This is a genomic window from Methylomicrobium album BG8, from assembly GCF_000214275.2.
GTDB lineage: Bacteria > Pseudomonadota > Gammaproteobacteria > Methylococcales > Methylomonadaceae > Methylomicrobium > Methylomicrobium agile.
The window spans coordinates 3,623,959-3,642,425 of the sequence record NZ_CM001475.1; the positions used below are offsets into that span (position 1 = coordinate 3,623,959).

Annotated in this window: 18 protein-coding genes; 15 read left to right on the plus strand and 3 right to left on the minus strand. The window is 53.3% G+C overall.

Annotated features, from left to right (window positions below; genetic code table 11):
* Positions 1-109: 109 nt before the first annotated feature.
* Both METAL_RS15595 and corA read right to left on the minus strand, forming a co-directional pair.
* A complete protein-coding gene (locus METAL_RS15595; RefSeq protein WP_245549399.1) occupies positions 110-2,134 on the minus strand; it encodes a cytochrome-c peroxidase in 2,025 nt (674 codons plus the stop codon).
* A gap of 194 nt (positions 2,135-2,328) precedes the next feature.
* The gene (corA, locus tag METAL_RS15600) at positions 2,329-3,024 is read right to left on the minus strand and encodes a copper(I)-binding protein CorA (RefSeq protein WP_005373808.1); all 696 of its coding nucleotides are present in this window, start codon (positions 3,022-3,024) and stop codon (positions 2,329-2,331) included.
* Between the two features lie 983 nt (positions 3,025-4,007).
* On the opposite strand from corA, the gene METAL_RS15605 reads away from it, so the two are divergent.
* Positions 4,008-4,547: a hypothetical protein gene (locus tag METAL_RS15605; RefSeq protein WP_005373809.1), complete on the plus strand. Its 540-nt coding sequence runs from the start codon at positions 4,008-4,010 to the stop codon at positions 4,545-4,547.
* A gap of 78 nt (positions 4,548-4,625) precedes the next feature.
* On the opposite strand, the gene METAL_RS15610 is transcribed toward METAL_RS15605, so the two are convergent.
* Positions 4,626-5,420, minus strand: coding sequence for an inositol monophosphatase family protein (locus tag METAL_RS15610; protein ID WP_005373810.1), 795 nt, complete (start codon positions 5,418-5,420; stop codon positions 4,626-4,628).
* An 89-nt stretch (positions 5,421-5,509) separates the two neighbouring features.
* Here METAL_RS15610 and METAL_RS15615 point away from each other — a divergent pair, with 89 nt between their 5' ends.
* The 14 genes from METAL_RS15615 (at position 5,510) to METAL_RS15680 (ending at position 18,465) form a co-directional block, all read left to right on the plus strand.
* Positions 5,510-6,244 carry an RNA methyltransferase gene (locus METAL_RS15615; RefSeq protein ID WP_005373811.1) on the plus strand — a complete coding sequence of 245 codons (735 nt, stop codon included), beginning with the start codon at positions 5,510-5,512 and terminating at the stop codon, positions 6,242-6,244.
* Positions 6,245-6,257: 13 nt separating this feature from the next.
* Positions 6,258-7,043 (plus strand): serine O-acetyltransferase, encoded by a 786-nt coding sequence (cysE, locus tag METAL_RS15620; protein ID WP_005373813.1) that lies wholly within the window; start codon positions 6,258-6,260, stop codon positions 7,041-7,043.
* 92 nt (positions 7,044-7,135) lie between these two features.
* Positions 7,136-7,627: a Fe-S cluster assembly transcriptional regulator IscR gene (iscR, locus tag METAL_RS15625; RefSeq protein WP_005373815.1), complete on the plus strand. Its 492-nt coding sequence runs from the start codon at positions 7,136-7,138 to the stop codon at positions 7,625-7,627.
* Positions 7,624-8,739, plus strand: coding sequence for a cysteine desulfurase family protein (locus METAL_RS15630; RefSeq protein ID WP_005373816.1), 1,116 nt, complete (start codon positions 7,624-7,626; stop codon positions 8,737-8,739). Before iscR ends, METAL_RS15630 begins: the two co-directional genes overlap by 4 nt.
* A gap of 6 nt (positions 8,740-8,745) precedes the next feature.
* The gene (locus METAL_RS15635) at positions 8,746-9,069 is read left to right on the plus strand and encodes a HesB/IscA family protein (RefSeq protein ID WP_005373818.1); all 324 of its coding nucleotides are present in this window, start codon (positions 8,746-8,748) and stop codon (positions 9,067-9,069) included.
* Between the two features lie 304 nt (positions 9,070-9,373).
* Positions 9,374-9,559, plus strand: a complete 186-nt coding sequence (locus METAL_RS15640; RefSeq protein WP_031429772.1) for a hypothetical protein — start codon at positions 9,374-9,376, stop codon at positions 9,557-9,559.
* A 151-nt stretch (positions 9,560-9,710) separates the two neighbouring features.
* Positions 9,711-12,830, plus strand: coding sequence for an anti-phage-associated DUF499 domain-containing protein (locus tag METAL_RS15645; RefSeq protein ID WP_005373819.1), 3,120 nt, complete (start codon positions 9,711-9,713; stop codon positions 12,828-12,830).
* Positions 12,831-13,466 (plus strand): anti-phage-associated DUF3780 domain-containing protein, encoded by a 636-nt coding sequence (locus METAL_RS15650; protein WP_005373821.1) that lies wholly within the window; start codon positions 12,831-12,833, stop codon positions 13,464-13,466.
* 64 nt (positions 13,467-13,530) lie between these two features.
* Entirely contained in the window at positions 13,531-13,779 is a 249-nt protein-coding gene (locus tag METAL_RS15655; RefSeq protein WP_005373823.1) for a hypothetical protein, read from the plus strand.
* Positions 13,776-14,057 carry a type II toxin-antitoxin system RelE/ParE family toxin gene (locus tag METAL_RS15660; protein ID WP_005373825.1) on the plus strand — a complete coding sequence of 94 codons (282 nt, stop codon included), beginning with the start codon at positions 13,776-13,778 and terminating at the stop codon, positions 14,055-14,057. The genes METAL_RS15655 and METAL_RS15660 overlap by 4 nt, the downstream gene beginning before the upstream one ends.
* A gap of 61 nt (positions 14,058-14,118) precedes the next feature.
* Complete coding sequence (locus METAL_RS15665) at positions 14,119-14,463, plus strand: UPF0175 family protein (RefSeq protein WP_005373827.1); 345 nt, start codon at positions 14,119-14,121, stop codon at positions 14,461-14,463.
* A 7-nt stretch (positions 14,464-14,470) separates the two neighbouring features.
* Positions 14,471-14,959, plus strand: a complete 489-nt coding sequence (locus METAL_RS15670; RefSeq protein ID WP_005373829.1) for a PIN domain-containing protein — start codon at positions 14,471-14,473, stop codon at positions 14,957-14,959.
* Positions 14,952-15,284 (plus strand): GIY-YIG nuclease family protein, encoded by a 333-nt coding sequence (locus METAL_RS15675; protein WP_005373830.1) that lies wholly within the window; start codon positions 14,952-14,954, stop codon positions 15,282-15,284. Before METAL_RS15670 ends, METAL_RS15675 begins: the two co-directional genes overlap by 8 nt.
* Before the next feature lie 181 nt (positions 15,285-15,465).
* A complete protein-coding gene (locus METAL_RS15680) occupies positions 15,466-18,465 on the plus strand; it encodes an anti-phage-associated DUF1156 domain-containing protein (protein WP_005373834.1) in 3,000 nt (999 codons plus the stop codon).
* Positions 18,466-18,467: the final 2 nt, after the last annotated feature.

An 18,467-nucleotide genomic window follows, 5' to 3' on the forward strand; every position in this document is an offset into this window, starting at 1 on the left:
GCGCGTGGGAACGAGAAAACCCCGCAACCACGGCTTCGAAATGTCGGGTTACGCTTCGCTAACCCGACCTACCCAATGGTCGGAGAGAAGGCTTGCCCCGGCTCAGCCCTCAGGGCTCAAGGTAACTGTCGAACGCCTTTAAAGGTCCCATTTCTGGCGTACGCCCATTCCGGCCAACCGCCGGCACCTCGAGAAAACGATCCCCGGCCAGCCCTGAGCCCAGCGGATTCTCCCCGCCTTCATGCCCGTGCGGAACCTGAAGCGCGGGATGATCGAACGGGGCGCGCTCCCAGCGCACACGTTCGTCGGTCAGCGTCTTCAGAAAGGCTACCAGATCGGATTTATCCTGCGCCGACATGCCCTGGAAAAACACCAGTGTCGTCGAATGGCGCGGATTAGTCAGATTTCCTCCGCGATTATAAAATTCGACGACTTCTTCCAGCGACTTCATTCCGCCGTTGTGCATGTACGGCCCAGTCAGTTCCACATTACGCAGCGTCGGAATTTTAAACGCGGCACCGACTCCGCCGGAAAGCCGGCCTTGACCGGATTTTGCCAGTTCCACGGCAACGATTTCAGGGGTAGGAATTCTGGCTTGTTTTTTTCCAGGACCCTTGCAAACGCTTTTACCGAGTTTATCATTGATCAACTGGCCGGCTAGATAATCCTCGGTAAACGGATCAACCATGTCGCAAGTGACTACAATAACCGGATCGAGCATTTTTTTGGCATTGCCGGCGAGAACGTCGATGTATTGTTTAGTGAACGAGAGCGGATTGCCGAACGGGTCAGTCCCGCCCAGCCCAACGTCGTAAGCAGTCGGCGCAACGCTGGTAATGGCGAAACCGATATCGAACAAACTGCTGTCGGTACCGAAACCACTGGCCTGCTCGCCCAGCACGTCGCGGTTCACCAGCTTGAGATATTTGGGTTTCTTGGTGGTGTTCAAGAAAATTTGCGGGCTTGCCGCCGACGAAAACGTTGGCCCGGAATGGCAATTGTTGCAATGGGCATCGTTGAACACTTGAAAGCCCCGTTGCTGCGCCTCCGTAAATCCGGCCGGGAAACCGGTGTCGTCGTCGACCTCCCGGTCGAACAACGCATCGTCGGAAATCAAAGTATTCTCGTATTGTTGGATAGCCAGGCCAAAGAACATCGCAAAATTAGCTTCCATTTGCGAATAGAATTGCCCCGAATCCTTCACCAGCTCGATGGCAGCGGCACTCCTCCAATATTTCTTGTTAAACGCCTTTTTGATCAATTCGTCGTAGGTTAACGTCAAACCGGTGCCGGACGGGTCGCGCAGACCGGCAAGCACGCTGTCTTCGGGATGCACCGCCTGCGACTCCAGCGCCCTGCGCCGCAGCAATTTTCGGCCGATGTCGGCGAAACTGCGCCCCTTGCAGGACATTTCCACCATATCTAGAGGAGGACCGACGGCCTGGGATGCCAGCGAGGCGTTTTCCAGCGCCAACCGCGCAGCCTTAACCTTTTTCGTGCCTTTCGCAAGCCAGATTTTGGCGCCTGTATCGCGCAATCCGAACGGCGATTGGCCATTGAATACGTTATTTGCGCGGCCGTCCCAAAAATTGCGGAAGTTGAATGCGGCATTGATTACCGTCGGCGCATTGCGCTTGGTGACCTGGCGGGTATTCAGACTACCCGCATGAAAGACCGCGCTCAACTCGGAATCGCATTGATCGTTATTAATGCCCGCATTAATGCCCGTCGCATCAACCGCCACAAATTGCTGCTGTGGCTCTCCGGAAGAACCGGCCACGTCGTCGGTCGATGCCGTCAACGTGGCGATGTCGTCCACATCGGCAAAGCGGAAAAACGGAAAATCGCCGGCTTTCAATTCATAGTCCGGCCCGGCGTCATTGCCCGATGGCAATTCGAAAGTTTTCGCGGTGCCGCCGGCATTGGCGGTGTGCGCTTGACCGGGATTCAGCTGGTTAATATGGCGAATATCCGATCCGGCATGAAAATGGCACGAAGCGCATGCGGTTCCGCTGCTGCCGACGTTTCCGTCCCAAAACAGGGCTTTGCCGAGCTGGACGGCGGCCTGTTGATCGACGACGATTGCCGACTTCCCGATCAACTTGGGCGTCGTCGGAACCTTAAAGCCTTTCATGACTTGATCGGACAGTGCGCCGTGGGCAAATACGGCATCGGCTAAGGCACATAACAGAATTAACGCATAAACACATGGGGCAATACCGGATAAAACTTTTTGGATGAAGCAGAACATGATGATTCCAAAATAAAAAAGGAGGAGGCCTCCCGGCCTCCTCCCTGTGGCGAGGTAATCCCTTTTTACGATCTCGTTTACGGGATACTGACTTCTACATGGACAGTATGCGCAGTCGCGGGACCGGCGCCGGAACCTGGGCCGGAACCGTAAGCCGTCGAATCGATATCCGGATTGATCGCCCCAACGACGAATTGATACCAGCCGTTTTCAGGCGGGGTAAAGGTAATCGCCAGCTTTCCTGGCACACCGTCCATCACCCGGTACAACTGAGACTGGTCGTACTCAGCCGGTAAGGCGTCGCCCATTCCGTCGCGGTCAAACCCGTTGGTAATAAACTTCATGATGATATTGCCGACCTTGACCGGGTTGTTCTCGGCATCGGTGGCTTCGGCGTTCGGCTCGTAAATATCGCCGAACTGCTTGTAGGCGTGGCCGTTCATATAAGGAAGCGTCTTTGGATTTTTGGCTCCCGCCCGGTACCATACCGTGATTGACGGGTGCAAACCGCTGACTTCCGTAGTCAGCGCAATGGTGACCGGCTTGCCTTTCTTCAGCTTGACGAATCCCCAGTTCGAGTGATGCGTCCAGCCCAGATAGCCCATACTGAGGTTGTACCAGGAATAGGCGCGGACAGTCATGTCCGCTGACGTATTGTTTTTGTCAAAAAAAGTGCCAGATATAGCTGTAGCAGCTTGGAGGGGGTTGGCGAAAAACAGGCCAGCAGCTACTGAAATCAATGCCAAACTTTTAAATTTATTGTTGTATTTCATGGGTATCCCTAAAAATAAATTAAACCGTTATCGCGTAGCTCCCGGATGCGCTGTCGCCTGATCCGGGAATTGCGAAAGCCGAAGTCGGTCACGACACTTAAACAGTGCCATGCAGGGATACATTAAGCAGATATTATGCCATTATAATTTTCTAATGTTTTCAACCATATAAACTATAAGGGATATTAAAAGTGTGTCATTTCCCATAGGCTACTGTGTGAAATGGCTCACTTTGAGCATGAGCTGGCAGCGCCGATCCCGGAACGTCCGGAGAATTTCAATACTCAGTTTTGCCAGGGCAATCGCGCTATGGTGAAATCCGCCGGACGGGTTTTTAACCCATCCGCACGTTTTAATGCGAATTGAGCGTTGTAACAGCGTTGCTCCATCCACTGTTTGCAGAGCAAATCCCCCCTTTTTTCAAAGGAGAGGGATGTCGTCTTCCCGTTTGAGAAATGAGCGAAGCGCTAGGCCACGCTCCTGTCCCCTTTGACAATGCCGCTTTCCCTCCTTATAAGTACCCATGCATATTTATCCGGCTAACGCACTCCAGATAACTCATTGATTTTATAGGTAACATTCACAAAGCTCCCTGAGAAAATACCGGGTTTATTTTGCATACGTACTTAAAAGGAATGCCGCCTCCCCCTTTGAAAAAGGGGGGCAGGGGGGATTTTTATAGGGGGCTTTCACAGCGTAACAGCCTTTAACTCTTAATCCGTATTTTAGCGAAGCGGGGCAGTCGGCTTGAATGGTTCGAAATCACTGGCAAGCCGGCCTTTGGGGACAGCGCCGAACGGTACGGACGGGATAAATATCCCGCCCGGCGTTTGGAGCGCTGCCCCGCAACACGGGTCTTCGGAAAACAAGACACAGCGCGATTGCCCTGTCAGCTTTGCGCTATCAGTTGACTCCCCAAAACCGCACGAGTAATATGGCCGACTCTGACAAAGAAGTTAGACGATTGATTTAGGGAGGAAGTTATGAAATCACTGCGCTTTATGGTTTTACCGATCCTTTTGCTGTCTTTTTCCTTTTCCGCCGGGGCGGTCAACCTGACGGGAACATGGACAGGCAGGTTCAGATGCTCCGGATTCGACGGAATAAACTTTTCTTTTGTACAGCCGAACAGAAGCCAGCCGCCCCAAAGCCTGAGAATCAGCCAGCCACCGGATGGCAGCCGCTTATCCGTTCAATGGCTCGATGGTGAAGAGCTGGCGGCCACTTTCACCGGTTTCACCATCGACAGTATTACCCGGCCGACCACCCGGGGCCATGCCGCGATCGCCGACTGCGCAACCAAGGCGGATATTACGTCCGGCGTTTCCGAGATTACCGACCTGAACGCGGTCGTAAACCCAAACAGAGGCACCGGTTCATTGACCGGCCTGTCCATCTACACCGATCAGACCGACGACCCCAACAACCCCAACGACAGACCCGAAGTCACGCGCTGCCGATGGATTTTCAGGTTGGCCGATACCGCCGATCCCGGCATTCCTGCAAGCTGCCCGCCGCTGTAGCGCGTCCACAATCCCTAAAACGAAAAAGGGCGGAATCTTTCCGCCCTTTAATTTGAAAAAACCGCCAAATACTGCCTTTTATCGCAAGCTGTCGGTCACATGAGGCTCGATCAGCTTGTACATGACCTGATGCATTTTCGGATTGCCGGCGATCAGGTTGCCGTTTTGCAGATAGCCGTCGTTGAACGAAAAATCGGTCACGACACCGCCGGCTTCCTTGATCAGCAAGACCCCGGCCGCCATATCCCATTCCATCAATCCGATTTCCCAGAAGCCGTCCAGGCGTCCGGCGGCGACATAGGCCAGGTCGAGCGCCGCGGAGCCGGCCCGGCGGATGCCGGCGGAGTCGGTCGTCATCGCTTTGAACATCCCTACGTAGGCGTCCAGATGCCGGTCGGTCTTGAACGGAAAACCGGTGCCGATCAGCGCGCCTTTCATCGCGCTTTGTTTGGTCACGCGAATCCTCCGGTTGTTCAGCATCGCGCCGCCGCCGCGTTTGGCGGTAAACAATTCGTCGCGCAGCGGATCGTAAATCACGGCCACTTCGAGCCGACCTTTGTGTTTCAACGCAATCGAAACCGCAAACTGCGGAAAACCGTGCAGAAAATTGGTCGTGCCGTCCAGCGGGTCGATCACCCAGACGAACTCGTTGCCTTGGTGCGCGCCGCTTTCTTCGGCCAGGATCGCATGATCGGGATAGGCCGTGCGGATGATGTTGATGATTTCGCGTTCCGCCTTGCGGTCGACTTCGCTGGCGTAGTCGTTTCTACCTTTTTGATCGACTTGAAGATGACCGATGGCGTCGGTCGAGCGCAAGATCAGGTCGCCTGCGCTTCGGGCGGCGCGGACGGCAATGTTGAGCATCGGTTGCATAAGCGGAATTGAAAATGAGCGGATAAATCATTATAGGATACCAAAACTTTTGATAAACTTGAGCGTTTTTTGAATGACGAGGCACCGCGTTGCTGTCCCATATCCATATCGTTCTGGTCGGAACCACGCATCCCGGCAATATCGGCGCAGTTGCACGGGCGATGAAAAACATGCGGATGACCAGCCTCAGGCTGGTCGCGCCGAAAATTTTCCCGAGCGCGGACGCGACCTCGCGCGCCTCGGGGGCGGACGACCTCCTGTCCCGGGCAAGGGTCTGCGACACCCTGCGCGAAGCGATCGCGGACTGTCAGGTCGTGTTCGGCGCCAGCGCGCGCTCACGCACGATCAGCTGGCCGGAATTGACACCCCGGCAATGCGCCGACGAAATCTTCACCCGGCATCCGGGCGAGCGGATCGCGATCGTATTCGGCCGCGAACATTCGGGGCTGACCAACGAAGAACTCGATATGTGCCGCTACCTGTTGCATATTCCCTGCAATCCCCACTTCAGTTCGCTGAATCTGGCTGCCGCAGTACAGGTCGTCTGCTATGAACTGTTCGTGGCGGCCGGAAGCAACGAACGCAAGGTGATCGGCGACCGGGGCGAATGTCCCTTGGCGACCGCGGAACAGATGGAATCCTTTTACGATCATCTTCACGAAACGCTGGTCGATATCGACTTCGCCCAGCCCGGCAAATCCGAATCGATCATGCGGCGGCTGCGCAGGATCTATAACCGGATCGAACTCGACACCAAGGAAGTCGATATTTTGCGGGGCATTCTGAGAATGTCGCAAGGTCATAAGAAAAGCCGGAAACAATAAGAAAGCAGAGCACATGAACGCCATCATCGACAGAGTCAAAGAAGACATCGCCTGCGTTTTCGAACGCGACCCGGCCGCGCAGTCGGTCTGGGAAGTGATCACCGCTTACCCCGGCTTTCATGCGGTACTGATTCACCGGCTCAGCCATCGCTGCTGGACAGCCGGCTACCGCTGGCTGGCGCGTTTCATTTCGCATATCGCGCGCTGGCTGACCGGGATCGAAATTCATCCGGGCGCCCGGATCGGCCGGCGTTTTTTCATCGATCACGGGATGGGCGTGGTGATCGGCGAAACGGCCGTGATCGGCGACGACTGCACGCTCTATCACGGCGTCACGCTCGGCGGTACCTCGTGGAAGAAAGGCAAGCGCCACCCCACCCTGCACGACGGCGTCGTGGTCGGCGCCGGCGCGAAAATCCTGGGCCCGATCGACATCGGCGAAGGCGCCCGGGTCGGCTCGAATTCGGTCGTCCTGAAGCCGGTGCCGGCCGGTGCGACCGTGGTCGGCATTCCGGGCCATCTGATCGATCCGAACGTCAAAAAAGAAAAAGCGGAGCGGGAGGCCATCGCCTACCGGATGGGCTTCGACCCCTACGGCGCGAAGGCCGACATGCCCGACCCGGTCGCGAACGCGATCAACCGGATGCTCGACCATATCCATGCGATGGACCAACAGCTCGAAACCATGAAGAAGGCGCTCGACGAAGCCGGCATCCACTACCCCGAACCGCCGCCGATTCCAAGGCTGGAGGGATGCGAAATCGAGGATGGCTACGAACACGAACCCAAGCCCGATTAACGCCAAAAAAACTAGGGTTATAAATGTTGACTAATTTAATCGGTTAAGATTAAAATCGGGTTCACGTTAATCTTTAAAAGCAGGATGATGTTGTGCGCTTGACTACCAAAGGCCGCTATGCGGTAACCGCGATGCTCGATCTGGCTTTTCACAGCCAGAAAGCGCCTGTGACGCTGACCGACATCGCGACTCGACAAACCATTTCCCTTTCCTATCTCGAACAGTTGTTCGCCCGCCTGCGCCGCGCCGGCATGGTCAAAGGCGTGCGCGGCCCGGGCGGCGGCTACACCTTGGCGAGCAAAGCGAATACCATCAATATCGCCGATATCATCGCGGCGGTCGACGAACAGATCGATACGACCAAATGCGGCGGCGAAGGCAATTGCCAGAACCACAAAGCCTGCCTGACGCATGACTTGTGGATGGGGCTCAGCGAACAGATTCGCGGCTATCTGAAAGGGATTACCCTGGCCGACCTATTGGAAAAGCATCAAGTGCAGGAAATCGCAAGACGCCAGGAACAGGATGCCCAACGCGTCATCGAACTTCATCTGCAAACGGGAATCAGCGCCTACCCTAAATGATCTATCTGGATCATAACGCGACCACCCCGGTCGATTCCCGGGTGCTGGAAGCGATGCTACCCTACCTGAAAAACTTTTACGGCAATGCTTCGGGCCTGTACAAGCTCGGCCGCCTCTCGCGCACCACGGTCGATACGGCCCGCCAGCAGGTCGCCGGACTGGTCGGAGTTTCGGCAGATCAGGTGATCTTCACCAGCGGCGGCACCGAAGCGAACAACCTGGCCTTGACCAGCCTCGACCCTGCCGCCGGCCTCGCCGTATCCGCGATCGAACATCCGTCCATTCTCGAACCGGCCGAGCGCCTGCATCGGCAAGGCCATCCCTTGACCATTCTCGGCGTCGACCCTGACGGCCTGGTCCGGCAGAATAGCCTCGACGAAGTCATCCGCTCTCGGAAACCGGCGCTGGTTTCGATCATGCTCGCGAATAACGAAACCGGCGTGATTCAGGATGTTGCCCGTCATGCCGAACGCTTGCGGGCGCAAAATATTGTGCTGCATACCGACGCGGTACAGGCGGCCGGCAAGATTCCGGTCGATTTCAAGGCGCTGGGCGTCCAGTTGCTGTCGCTGTCCAGCCACAAGCTTTACGGACCGAAAGGCGCTGGCGCGCTGATTTTCGAGAAAGGCGTCAAACTCTCGCCCCTGCTGCTCGGCGGCGGACAGGAACAGAACTACCGCTCCGGAACCGAAAACGTCGCCGCGATCGTCGGCTTCGGGAAGGCGGCGGAACTTGCGAAGGCCGAACTTGCCCAACGCAGCGAACAGTTAGCCGGTTTGAAAACCCGACTGGAAACCGGACTTCGGTCGATTCCGGGGCTTCATATTTTTTCCCAAAACGCGCCCCGCCTGCCGAACACGGTCCAGTTCGGGCTGCCGAATGTCGACGGCGAAATGCTGCTGATGAAACTCGACCGGCAAGGCATCGCGGTATCCAGCGGTTCCGCCTGCGCGAGCGGCGGCAAGGAGCCCAGCTACGTTCTGACCGCGATGGGCGTCGACCCGGTACTGGCGCGCAGCGCGATCCGGATCAGCTTGGGCATCTCCAATACGCCGGAGCAAATCACCCGGTTTATCGAAATATTGCAAACCCTGGTCAACCAGGAAGGATAAAAACGCATGGCAATCATACTCACCGAAAAAGCGGCTCAGCAGATCAAAAAACAGCTCGAAAAACGCGGCACGGGCGTCGGCCTGAAGCTCGGCATCAAAAAATCCGGCTGCTCCGGCTATGCCTATACCCTCGAATACGCCGACCAACTCCAGGACAATGAAACGGTCTTCGAGGAACACGGGGTCAAACTGATCGTAAAGCAGGACGACTTGCCCTATATCGACGGCATGGAACTCGATTACCGCCGCGAAGGCATCAATGAAGCGTTCCGGTTCGACAACCCCAATGTGAAAGCGACCTGCGGCTGCGGGGAAAGCTTTAGCGTTTGAGCTTCTGCGGATATAGCCATTGTTCACCATAAACCTGCTAAGGAGTGGGCGGTAAAAACAATTCGTGAACTGATGCTCGTCAAGCAACACTTGGCCGCATGCCAAGGTCCGTCGTATCCAGTTTCAACCGATACCCTAAGAGCACAAGTGCGCGCGTAACTTTGCCTCTGAAACCAGTGTGAATCAACGTAGCTCCGATTGCCTTCGGCGGTCGCTGCGACGCCTCAGCATATCAGCACCCGCGTGGGCCACCGCCATGATATAAAGCACAACCGCTGCGACACGGCGGTCTCACGCGGCTTCGATGATTCTCGTTGAAAACCATTGGATTTATGATCCAAAAAGTTTCTTCGATGCTGAACCGGCGGCCATGCTCGCACAAGGTTTCGGCATCGGTCGGTTGATCGCTGACAATGATCCAGAGTTCTTTGCTCTCCCCTTTTTCCAACTTACCGCCACATACACCGGAAGATACACTGCCGTCAGATAGGCATTGTGGTAGAAACAGACTTGGCCCGGCGACAGCCCGAGGGATATCTTCAAAACTACCGCATTTTTGCCCGAGCCGTTAAACTACGCGCCCAACCTCTTTCTGAACTATTCGCCAAATTTGCGCAATCCGCCCTTCAAGGACTTGGACAATGATTAAAACCGTTAAACAGGCTTGCACATTCAATCCGATCATTCGTGATTATCGCATGAGCCAAGCTATCGAAAACTTGGCCGACCTCATCAACGACGAAGGCAATGGCCAGGAATTCTTTGCCCGCAATTACATTACCCAAGGCATGGAGCAATTGTTCAGGGAAGGCATGCTGCGTTTGTCTGCGCAATCCGATCAGGCCGTGTTTGAACTGACACAGGCGATGGGTGGGGGTAAAACCCACATGATGATCGCCTTCGGCTTGCTGGCGAAGCACCCCGAATTACGCCAACGAATTCTCCCAACGGAGTTAGCTTCGCGTCTCAACTTTGGCAAAGCCCGGATTGCCGCTTTTAACGGCCGGAATAATCCGGACAATTTCATCTGGGGAGAAATTGCTCGTCAGTTAGGCCAAGAAGAAGCCATCAAACCGCACTGGATTAACGGTCCCAAAAGCGTCGACCAAGCGAAATGGAAGGAAATTATCGGTAACGAACCGACGTTGATCATGATTGACGAGTTGCCGCCGTACTTGGACAACGCCAGCACGCAAGTCATCGGCCAAGGGACTTTAGCCAATATGGTGACATATTCGATCAGCTGCTTGATGAGTGCGGCCCTGGAATTGGATAACTGCTGTATCGTTATTGCCAATCTTTCCGGAAGTTATACATCTCAAACTAAAACCCTGACCCAGATCATTGCTAACCTGCAACAAGAAACCCGTCGTCAGGCCAAGACGATTACACCGGTCCAATTGGCTGGTAATGAAATCTATGAAATCCTGAAGAAACGCCTGATCCTGACTTTACCGGATGAGAGCGTGATTAATGACGTGGCCGAGGAATATGCGCTGCGTATCAAGTCAGCGACCGACGGTGGCTATATCACGGCAACCAGCATCGAACAAATTGCCGACCAGGTGCGTGAAACCTATCCCTTTCACCCGGCTTTTAAGCATCTCGTGGCCTTGTTCAAGGAAAACGAAGGCTTCCGCCAAACACGCGGTTTGATGCAGTTTGCCGCGCGGCTACTGAAGAGCGTCGAAGAGAGAACATTGGACGATGTCTTCTTGATTGGTTCGCAACATCTTAATTTGAACGACATCGACGTTAAAGATGAAATCAACCGTATTGCCCCATCGTTGCAACCCGCTTTGAGTCATGACATTGCCGACAGTGGCAGCGCGATTGCCGAATCGATCGATGACCAGATGTCCAGTGATGCCGCCAGTCAAGTCGGCACGCTGCTTCTGGCGGCTTCGCTGTCCCGCGCGGTCGGTGGCCGCATTGGTTTAAGCGAAGGTGAAATCATTGAGTTTTTGGCTGCACCTAACCGTAAGCCCGATGAATTCGTGACCGCATTGGAAAAGCTCAAAGAACATGCCTGGTACCTGCACCGAGAGGAGCAACGTTACTTCATCAAGGATACCGAAAACCTCTCGCGCAAAATCGAGCGTAATGCCCGCGACATTCCCCAGCCTAAAATCGATCAAGCCTTGATCAACCGTTTGACCGGCATCTTGCAACCGGTCTCAAAAGCCGCCTATCAAGAACTCAAAGTGCTGCCGATGCTGGATGAAATCCGCCTCACCGGACCCAGAGTACTGATTGTGGTAAGGCCGGACGGCAAATTGCCGCCGCAACAGCTCAATCATTTTTTCTTGTTCCAACAGGAAAAAAACAATCTTTTGGTACTGTCAGGGCAAGATAGCCATTTTGCCGATATCGTCGAAGAACGTTTACGCGAACTCTACGCCATTGAACAAATCGTCAAACACTTGAGAGACGGCGACACGCTGTTCGAAGAAGCACGCGATCGTTTTGAAGATGGTGAGCAGCGTTTTATGAAAGCGCTATCCGCAGCATACAACCGTCTCTACTTCCCCGGAGTCGATGAGATGACCGGCGAAGAAGTGCTGTTGATGGTCACGATCGATAACGGTCTCAAAGTCGGCACTGGAGATCAGTCGGCGGAAAAACAAATCGAAGAATTGCTGGCAAGCCCCAGAGCCAATTACAAATTGGCGTTGGATGTCAAAAACGACATCAACAATTATTTGGCGCAAGCCGAGGTTTATTTGTGGCCGGAGCGCGATCGCCGCACCCCTTGGAAAGACGTGATCATGCGCGCCAAAAACAACCCGGAATGGCCCTGGATGCCCGGCACTGGCGGCATGGACATGCTCAAAGCCGAAGCGCTCAAACAAGGCCGCTGGCGTCAAGGCGAAGACGGCTATATTGAAAAAGGCCCCTTCCCGAAGGAAAAAACCACCCTCAACGTCACCCCGCAAAATGCCAACAAAGACACTGGCGAGTCCATACTCACTCTGACTCCGCGCAACTGCGGAGCCAGCCCTGTCGTGCATTATTCGATGAGTTCCAGCGTATCAACGGCTGATCCGGTCGTTGACGACCTGGATAACTTCAATACCCATGCGGCGACTTTATATTTCCTTGCGGTTGATAGAGAGGGCCAGTATGAAATTGGAGAACCCAAGCGCTGGACGGCTGATTTAATGATTCGTCATCAACTGCATGTCGTGGCCGATAAACGGCGAATCGAACTCAAATGTGTGCCGACGGCCGAACTTTACTACACGCTGAACGGCAGCAATCCCAAAGAAGGCACCCGTTACGAATCGCCGTTTGAAATAGGCAGTGAGGCTTATCGTCTACTGGTCTATGCCAAAGCCGGAGAAGCCGCCAAAAATGCCGAGTTCAGCATTCCGGCGAGCGGTGATAAACGGGTCCAAATCGATGAGTCCAAACCGGCTAAACTCCCGGAGAATAAGCGCGTCAATCTCGACAACACTGAAAAAGTATTTGGCGTGATTAACCGTTTTCGAGACCGCGACACCACCTTGTTGAAAGGCGTCCGTATCCAAATCGGCGAAGGCGAAAATACGGTGCAAATTCGTTTCCACGAGCGGCGCATCACCGCGCAAATGATCGAAGAAACGGTCAACAGCTTACGCAAGGTACTTAATGACGATCAGGCTCAAGTCAGCATAGATATCGTGGGCGGCATCGAATTTGGCGACGGCTTTGCCTTGAAAGAATTCGCCGAGCTCAGCGGTTTGCAACTTAAGCCGGGCGACGTGATCCAAGATAGCTAAATGACTACAAGTAAATACCCTCAAGGGCACAAGAAAGACACGACGCAGACCATTGTTCACCAAACGCTGGGTTTCGGCGTGCCGGCAACCAGCAATCCTCATCATTTTATCGTGGAGATTCCGCGCACCAATACCGGCAGTGTCGGCATCGTCGAAAATTTGGGCATGCAAACTCACGATCAGTCGCAGAGTCTGATCGTTCGCGTCCTATTGGAACGCCCGCGCTGGACAGCCATCCGAGGCGAAGTGCAACGCGCGTTTAATGCGCGTCTGAAAGAACGCAATCTCAAAACATCAACCTGGAAAGTCGGCGCCAATCCCGTTGACCGTTTGCTGGGTAAAGAGTTGTGCGTTTTAGCTTGGGCGGTGGAAGGCATGGAGTTCGACCATATTCCGATTGCCGTGCGTAACTGGCTCGCGTTGCGGCCGGAAGAACGCTGGTGGCTGTTCGGCATGACGGCACTCAGTACCGGCGGCATCAACGACGGCAACAAAGGCTGGCGGCTGGCATTGCGGCATGCTTTGGGCGATGTTGCACAGCACGAGCTTTTCCAGCACCGGCCGCCGCAATCCAAAGTCAAGTCAACGGAAAAGGATACGCTGCCCGACATGCTCAGTGTGTTTGATCTTGAGTAAGAATACTTGACGCGATAGCACGCTTAATCATATAGTTAATCGCACTATCTTTAGAGTGACTCCGATGATTACAGCCAATGATTTAAAAACCAAAGGCATCGCCTGTTTGGAAGAAAGCCTTGCTCATCAGCCTGAAGCCGTCATTACCGTTCGCGGCAAAGAATCGTTTGTCGTGATGAAAATCGAGCACTATCACTATTTGCGCGAAATGGAACTGGAAGCCGCATTTTACGAAGCGCAACAGGATCTTTCGTCAGGCCGGTTTACAAAAGACGACATCGATCGGCATGTAGACGATCTATTCGCGGAATGAGCTACAGCCTCATTTTTACCGATAGCTACAAAAAGCGCGCTCGGCGCTTTGCCAGGCAACACCCGGAGTTAAAAGAACAGTACAGAAAAACCCTGCGTTTGCTGTCACAAAATCCTTTCCATCCGTCGCTGCGCTTGCATCCCCTCAAAGGCAAATTGGCCGCCTTGCATTCGGTATCGATCAATCTGAGCTATCGGATCACCCTGGAAATGATCATCACCGAAAAAGAGATTGTTTTGATTAATGTCGGCAGTCATGACGAAGTTTATCAGACATGATGTCCATAGATGGCAATTAGGCTTATAATGATCCCATCTTATCTTCCTATGAGACTTACCTATGAAAACCGTCAATGTCAGCGGTTTAAAAAATAACCCCAGCGAAGCGTTACGCATGGCGCACGAGGAGTTGGTGTTGGTCATGAACAGAAACGAACCCGATGCAATCATGGTGGGGCTCAAATCTGCCAAAATCATCGGAATGCCGGGAGTACGCAAAGCCCTGGCAACCGCTTTATTTAAAGACGGCAATTTATCGCTGGCCCGTTCAGCGAAATTGGCAGATATGCCATTGGCCAGCTTTATCGCCCATCTCTCGCGTTTAGGCATCCCCGTCATCGATCAAACTGCTGAAGAAGTGCAAGAAGATTTAGACACCCTTGAGCAATGGCTCAAACAAGTCTAATAAGCTCGTGGCGCATAAAGCTATCATAGACGCCAGTCCCTTGATTGGACTGGCGTTAGTCGACGGCTTAGCCTGGCTGCCAACCCTGTTTGGCCAGGTTTTATTGCCTGAATCGGTTAAACAGGAAGTCCTACCTGATAAATCCGCACCGGGAGAACAAGCGATCGCTCACGCGATGGCCGAGGGCTGGATAATCGTATGGCCGCATCCCATCTCTCCGCAATTGGACATCGACCTGGATACCGGTGAAACCGATTGCATCAATATCGGTTTGAGTGATCCCGATCAGATTTTATTGGTCATGGATGAACGCGCGGGCCGTGCCGTGGCCAAGGAGAAAGGGCTGCGTGTTATCGGCACGGCGGCCATCATCGGCTTGGCCAAAAAACAAGGCCTGATTCCATCCGCGCGAGCAGTGTTTGAAGTGCTGCATAATTCGGATTTTCGCGTTTCGGCGGCTGTCATCAAACAGGTATTGATTAGCGTCAATGAATAAACAGCCTTGTGTTTATATGCTTGCAAGCCAATGTAACGGCACACTTTATATTGGAGTGACTTCTGATCTGATTCGACGGGTTTATCAGCACCGTAATGAACAGGCTGAGGGTTTCACCAAGCGCTATGGAATTCATGATCTGGTTTGGTACGAAGTGCACGAAAAGATGGAAAGCGCCATTTTGAGAGAAAAACAGCTTAAGAAATGGCCACGTATTGCAAAAATTCGTTTGATTGAGCAAAGTAACCCAATTTGGCACGACTTGTGGCTGGAGCTGGCCTCGCCGTCCTTGGCTTCTGGATTCCGGCAGTCCATGCCGGAATGACGAACATTCATGGCAATGTCATCAAGTTACGCCGTCATGCCCGCCGGGAAGCGGGCATCCAGTGCCAGGGATGGCAAGCCTTAATACATCCCTGTAGACTGGATTCCGGCAATCCCTGACCGGGGCAGGCTCTGCCGGAATGACGGCTAAATGAAAGTCTCTTTATAATTCAGAAATACTTATGACTCAACTTATCCCCTTCGCCCTGCAAAGTACCCCAGCTTTGATTGAATCGGTATTCCCGGCACAAAAGGTTTCTTTTGAAGCGCAACGGGAACGCAAAGCCGGTGCGGGACAAACATTGACGGCGCTTGGATCGTATTGGAAAGGTCGCAAGCCCTTAATTCTGGTGCGTGCGATTGTGTTGGGCTGTCTGTTGCCACCTACCGATGATGCCGAAAAAGACCTCGAAATCTACGAAAAATTGTTGGCTTTCGATGAAGAGGGCTTGGCCAAACGGGCTTTAGCCAATAATGCCTTTAAGCCCAAGGAGATATTGAAAACCCTGGATTTAACCGACCCATGGGAATATTTCGCCTATAAAATCAAATCGCCCATCCTGACTGAAGAACAAGTCGAGTTGTGGACAGCCCCCTTTGACTCCGATGAGGAAGGCATTACCGTTCGTTGGCAAAGCGATTTGGCTGAAGGGCGAAAACTGAAACTGTACACTGCGATGCTGCGCACGTTATCCAGTTATGAAGATCGAGCGGTACTCTGTAAACGCCCGGAAGAACTCGATCAAACCGAATTGTTTGCCGACATCTGGCCTTTAGTCAACGCCCATTACCGGCAATGGGGCATTAACGCAAATTCGCATCAAGAATTGGTTGAACAGCTCGGCAAGCTGCGTTTCGGCCACCGGCCCAAAGTAGGCGATACCTTCTGCGGGGGCGGTTCGATTCCGTTCGAGGCGGCGCGGCTCGGCTGCGACGTCTACGCATCGGACTTGAATCCGATTGCCTGCATGTTGACCTGGGGCGCGTTGAACATCATCGGCACGGCGCCGGAAAAACGTGCTGAGATAGAAAAAGCCCAACGCCAAGTTGCCGAAGCGGTCGACAGCGAAATCACCGAATTGGGCATCGAGCATGATAGTAAAGGTAATCGCGCTTATGCGTATTTATATTGCTTGGAAACTCGTTGCCCTCAGACAGGTTGGATGATTCCAATGTTACCGTCTCTCGCAATTTCAAAACGTCGGTATGACTGTCGCGCATATTTAATTCCTGACTATGAAAATAAACGATTTAACATTGAAATTAGATCAGGTGTGTCCGAAGTAGAAATGGATTTAGCTGAACGGGGAACAGTTCAAGACGGTTTTCTGATTTACTCATTGAATGGTAAGACTTACAAATCACCCATAAAAACACTGCGAGGTGATTACCGCGATTCTGAAGGAAATACGCAAAATAGACTTCGGCGCTGGGAAAAGCACGATTTCAAACCCCGCCCCGACGATATTTTTCAAGAACGCCTGTATTGCATTCAATGGATCACCCCCGACAGTCTGGATAAAAAACAGAAAGAAACGTTTTTTGCGGCGGTCACTGAAGAAGATTTAGCCTGCGAGCGGCAAGTCGAAGCAATCGTTGCCGAAAATTTGGCGCAATGGCAGGCTGCGGGTTTAGTGCCGGATATGGTGATCGAGCCGGGCGACAAGACGGACGAACTGATACGGACGCGAGGCTGGACTTATTGGCATCATTTGTTTAATGCAAGACATATCCTCCTAAATGTAATCGTCGCCAACCTATCCAAGAAGTTTCCTGAAAGTACTGTGTTTCTACCAGCGTTATTTAATAGAAGTTCAAGAAACACACATTGGAATGCATCAAGAGAGAGCGCGGAAGCGGTATTTCAAAGCCAAGCACTTAATACGTTCTTGAATTATCCAGCAAGAGGTTGGCTGTACGCTAGTAATTTGATAGAGATCCCAGAATATCAATATAAGATTGGTAGTAATAATGTTATTTCATGTGCTGTAGAAAAAGTTTCATCTGAGAACGATATTTGGATTACTGATCCACCGTATGCTGACGCAGTCCACTACCACGAAATCACCGAATTCTTCATCGCCTGGCTGCGCAAAAACCCACCCGCCCCCTTCGACGAATGGGTCTGGGATTCCCGCCGCGCCTTGGCGATCAAAGGCAGCGGCGACGATTTTCGTCGAGGCATGGTCGAGGCTTATTCGGCGATGGCGAAACACATGCCGAACAACGGCATGCAATGCGTGATGTTCACCCATCAGTCGACCTCCGTCTGGTCCGACATGATCGGCATTTTTTGGGCGGCGGGTTTGCAGGTCGTCGGTGCCTGGTATATCGCCACCGAAACCACCTCGGAACTCAAAAAAGGCGGTTACGTGCAAGGCACGGTGATTCTAATGTTGCGCAAACGTCCTGCCGGCGAGAACCGTAACTTTAAAAACCGCATCCTGCCTGCCGTGCGCCGCGAAGTCGAAGCGCAAATCAAGCAAATGCTGCATCTGAACGACGAGGTGAAAGACAAGCACGGCGAACCGGTCTTCAACGATTCCGACCTGCAAATGGCGGGCTACGCGGCCGCGCTGAAAGTGCTGACCGCCTATACCCATATCGGCGACGAAGAGGTCACCACGTTTGCCTTGCGCCCGCGCCAAAAAGGCCAAATCACCGTCGTCGACGAAATCGTCCAGCAAGCCTCGGAAGCCGCTAACAGCCTTTTGGTTCCCGAAGGCCTGCAAGCCGATACCTGGAACGCGATCAAAGGCATCCAACGCTTCTACCTGCGCATGCTGGGCATGGAAACCACCGGCAGCAGCAAACTGGACAACTATCAAAACTTCGCCAAAGCGTTCCACGTCGAGGACTACGCTAAAGTGATGACCAGCCTGGCCCCCAACAAAGCCCGCTTGAAAAGCATCGAAGAATTCACATCCCGCGACCTCGGCGACAGCACCGAAATCGGCTCGACTTATCTCGGAAAATTGATCATTGCCTTGCAACAATTGCTGCAAGACAAAGAACCGCAAGTCGTCGTAGACTATCTGAACACCGACGTCACCAACTTCCTGGAAGCCCGGCCGTTGTTGATCGACATGGTCGGCTTTATCGCCGCCAAAACCAAGATCGGTAAAATTAAAGATGTGGCGGAAATTCTTTCGGCAAGGCTGCGTAATCAACGATTAGCTTAAAA

Excerpts from the sequence above, each read along its gene's own strand:
- METAL_RS15595 (WP_245549399.1), bottom strand. The coding sequence starts at position 2,134 with ATGAAAGGCTTTAAGGTTCCGACGACGCCCAAGTTGATCGGGAAGTCG.
- corA (WP_005373808.1), bottom strand. The coding sequence starts at position 3,024 with ATGAAATACAACAATAAATTTAAAAGTTTGGCATTGATTTCAGTAGCT.
- METAL_RS15605 (WP_005373809.1), top strand. The coding sequence starts at position 4,008 with ATGAAATCACTGCGCTTTATGGTTTTACCGATCCTTTTGCTGTCTTTT.
- METAL_RS15610 (WP_005373810.1), bottom strand. The coding sequence starts at position 5,420 with ATGCAACCGATGCTCAACATTGCCGTCCGCGCCGCCCGAAGCGCAGGC.
- cysE (WP_005373813.1), top strand. The coding sequence starts at position 6,258 with ATGAACGCCATCATCGACAGAGTCAAAGAAGACATCGCCTGCGTTTTC.
- METAL_RS15630 (WP_005373816.1), top strand. The coding sequence starts at position 7,624 with ATGATCTATCTGGATCATAACGCGACCACCCCGGTCGATTCCCGGGTG.
- METAL_RS15635 (WP_005373818.1), top strand. The coding sequence starts at position 8,746 with ATGGCAATCATACTCACCGAAAAAGCGGCTCAGCAGATCAAAAAACAG.
- METAL_RS15640 (WP_031429772.1), top strand. The coding sequence starts at position 9,374 with ATGATTCTCGTTGAAAACCATTGGATTTATGATCCAAAAAGTTTCTTC.
- METAL_RS15645 (WP_005373819.1), top strand. The coding sequence starts at position 9,711 with ATGATTAAAACCGTTAAACAGGCTTGCACATTCAATCCGATCATTCGT.
- METAL_RS15650 (WP_005373821.1), top strand. The coding sequence starts at position 12,831 with ATGACTACAAGTAAATACCCTCAAGGGCACAAGAAAGACACGACGCAG.
- METAL_RS15655 (WP_005373823.1), top strand. The coding sequence starts at position 13,531 with ATGATTACAGCCAATGATTTAAAAACCAAAGGCATCGCCTGTTTGGAA.
- METAL_RS15660 (WP_005373825.1), top strand. The coding sequence starts at position 13,776 with ATGAGCTACAGCCTCATTTTTACCGATAGCTACAAAAAGCGCGCTCGG.
- METAL_RS15665 (WP_005373827.1), top strand. The coding sequence starts at position 14,119 with ATGAAAACCGTCAATGTCAGCGGTTTAAAAAATAACCCCAGCGAAGCG.
- METAL_RS15675 (WP_005373830.1), top strand. The coding sequence starts at position 14,952 with ATGAATAAACAGCCTTGTGTTTATATGCTTGCAAGCCAATGTAACGGC.
- METAL_RS15680 (WP_005373834.1), top strand. The coding sequence starts at position 15,466 with ATGACTCAACTTATCCCCTTCGCCCTGCAAAGTACCCCAGCTTTGATT.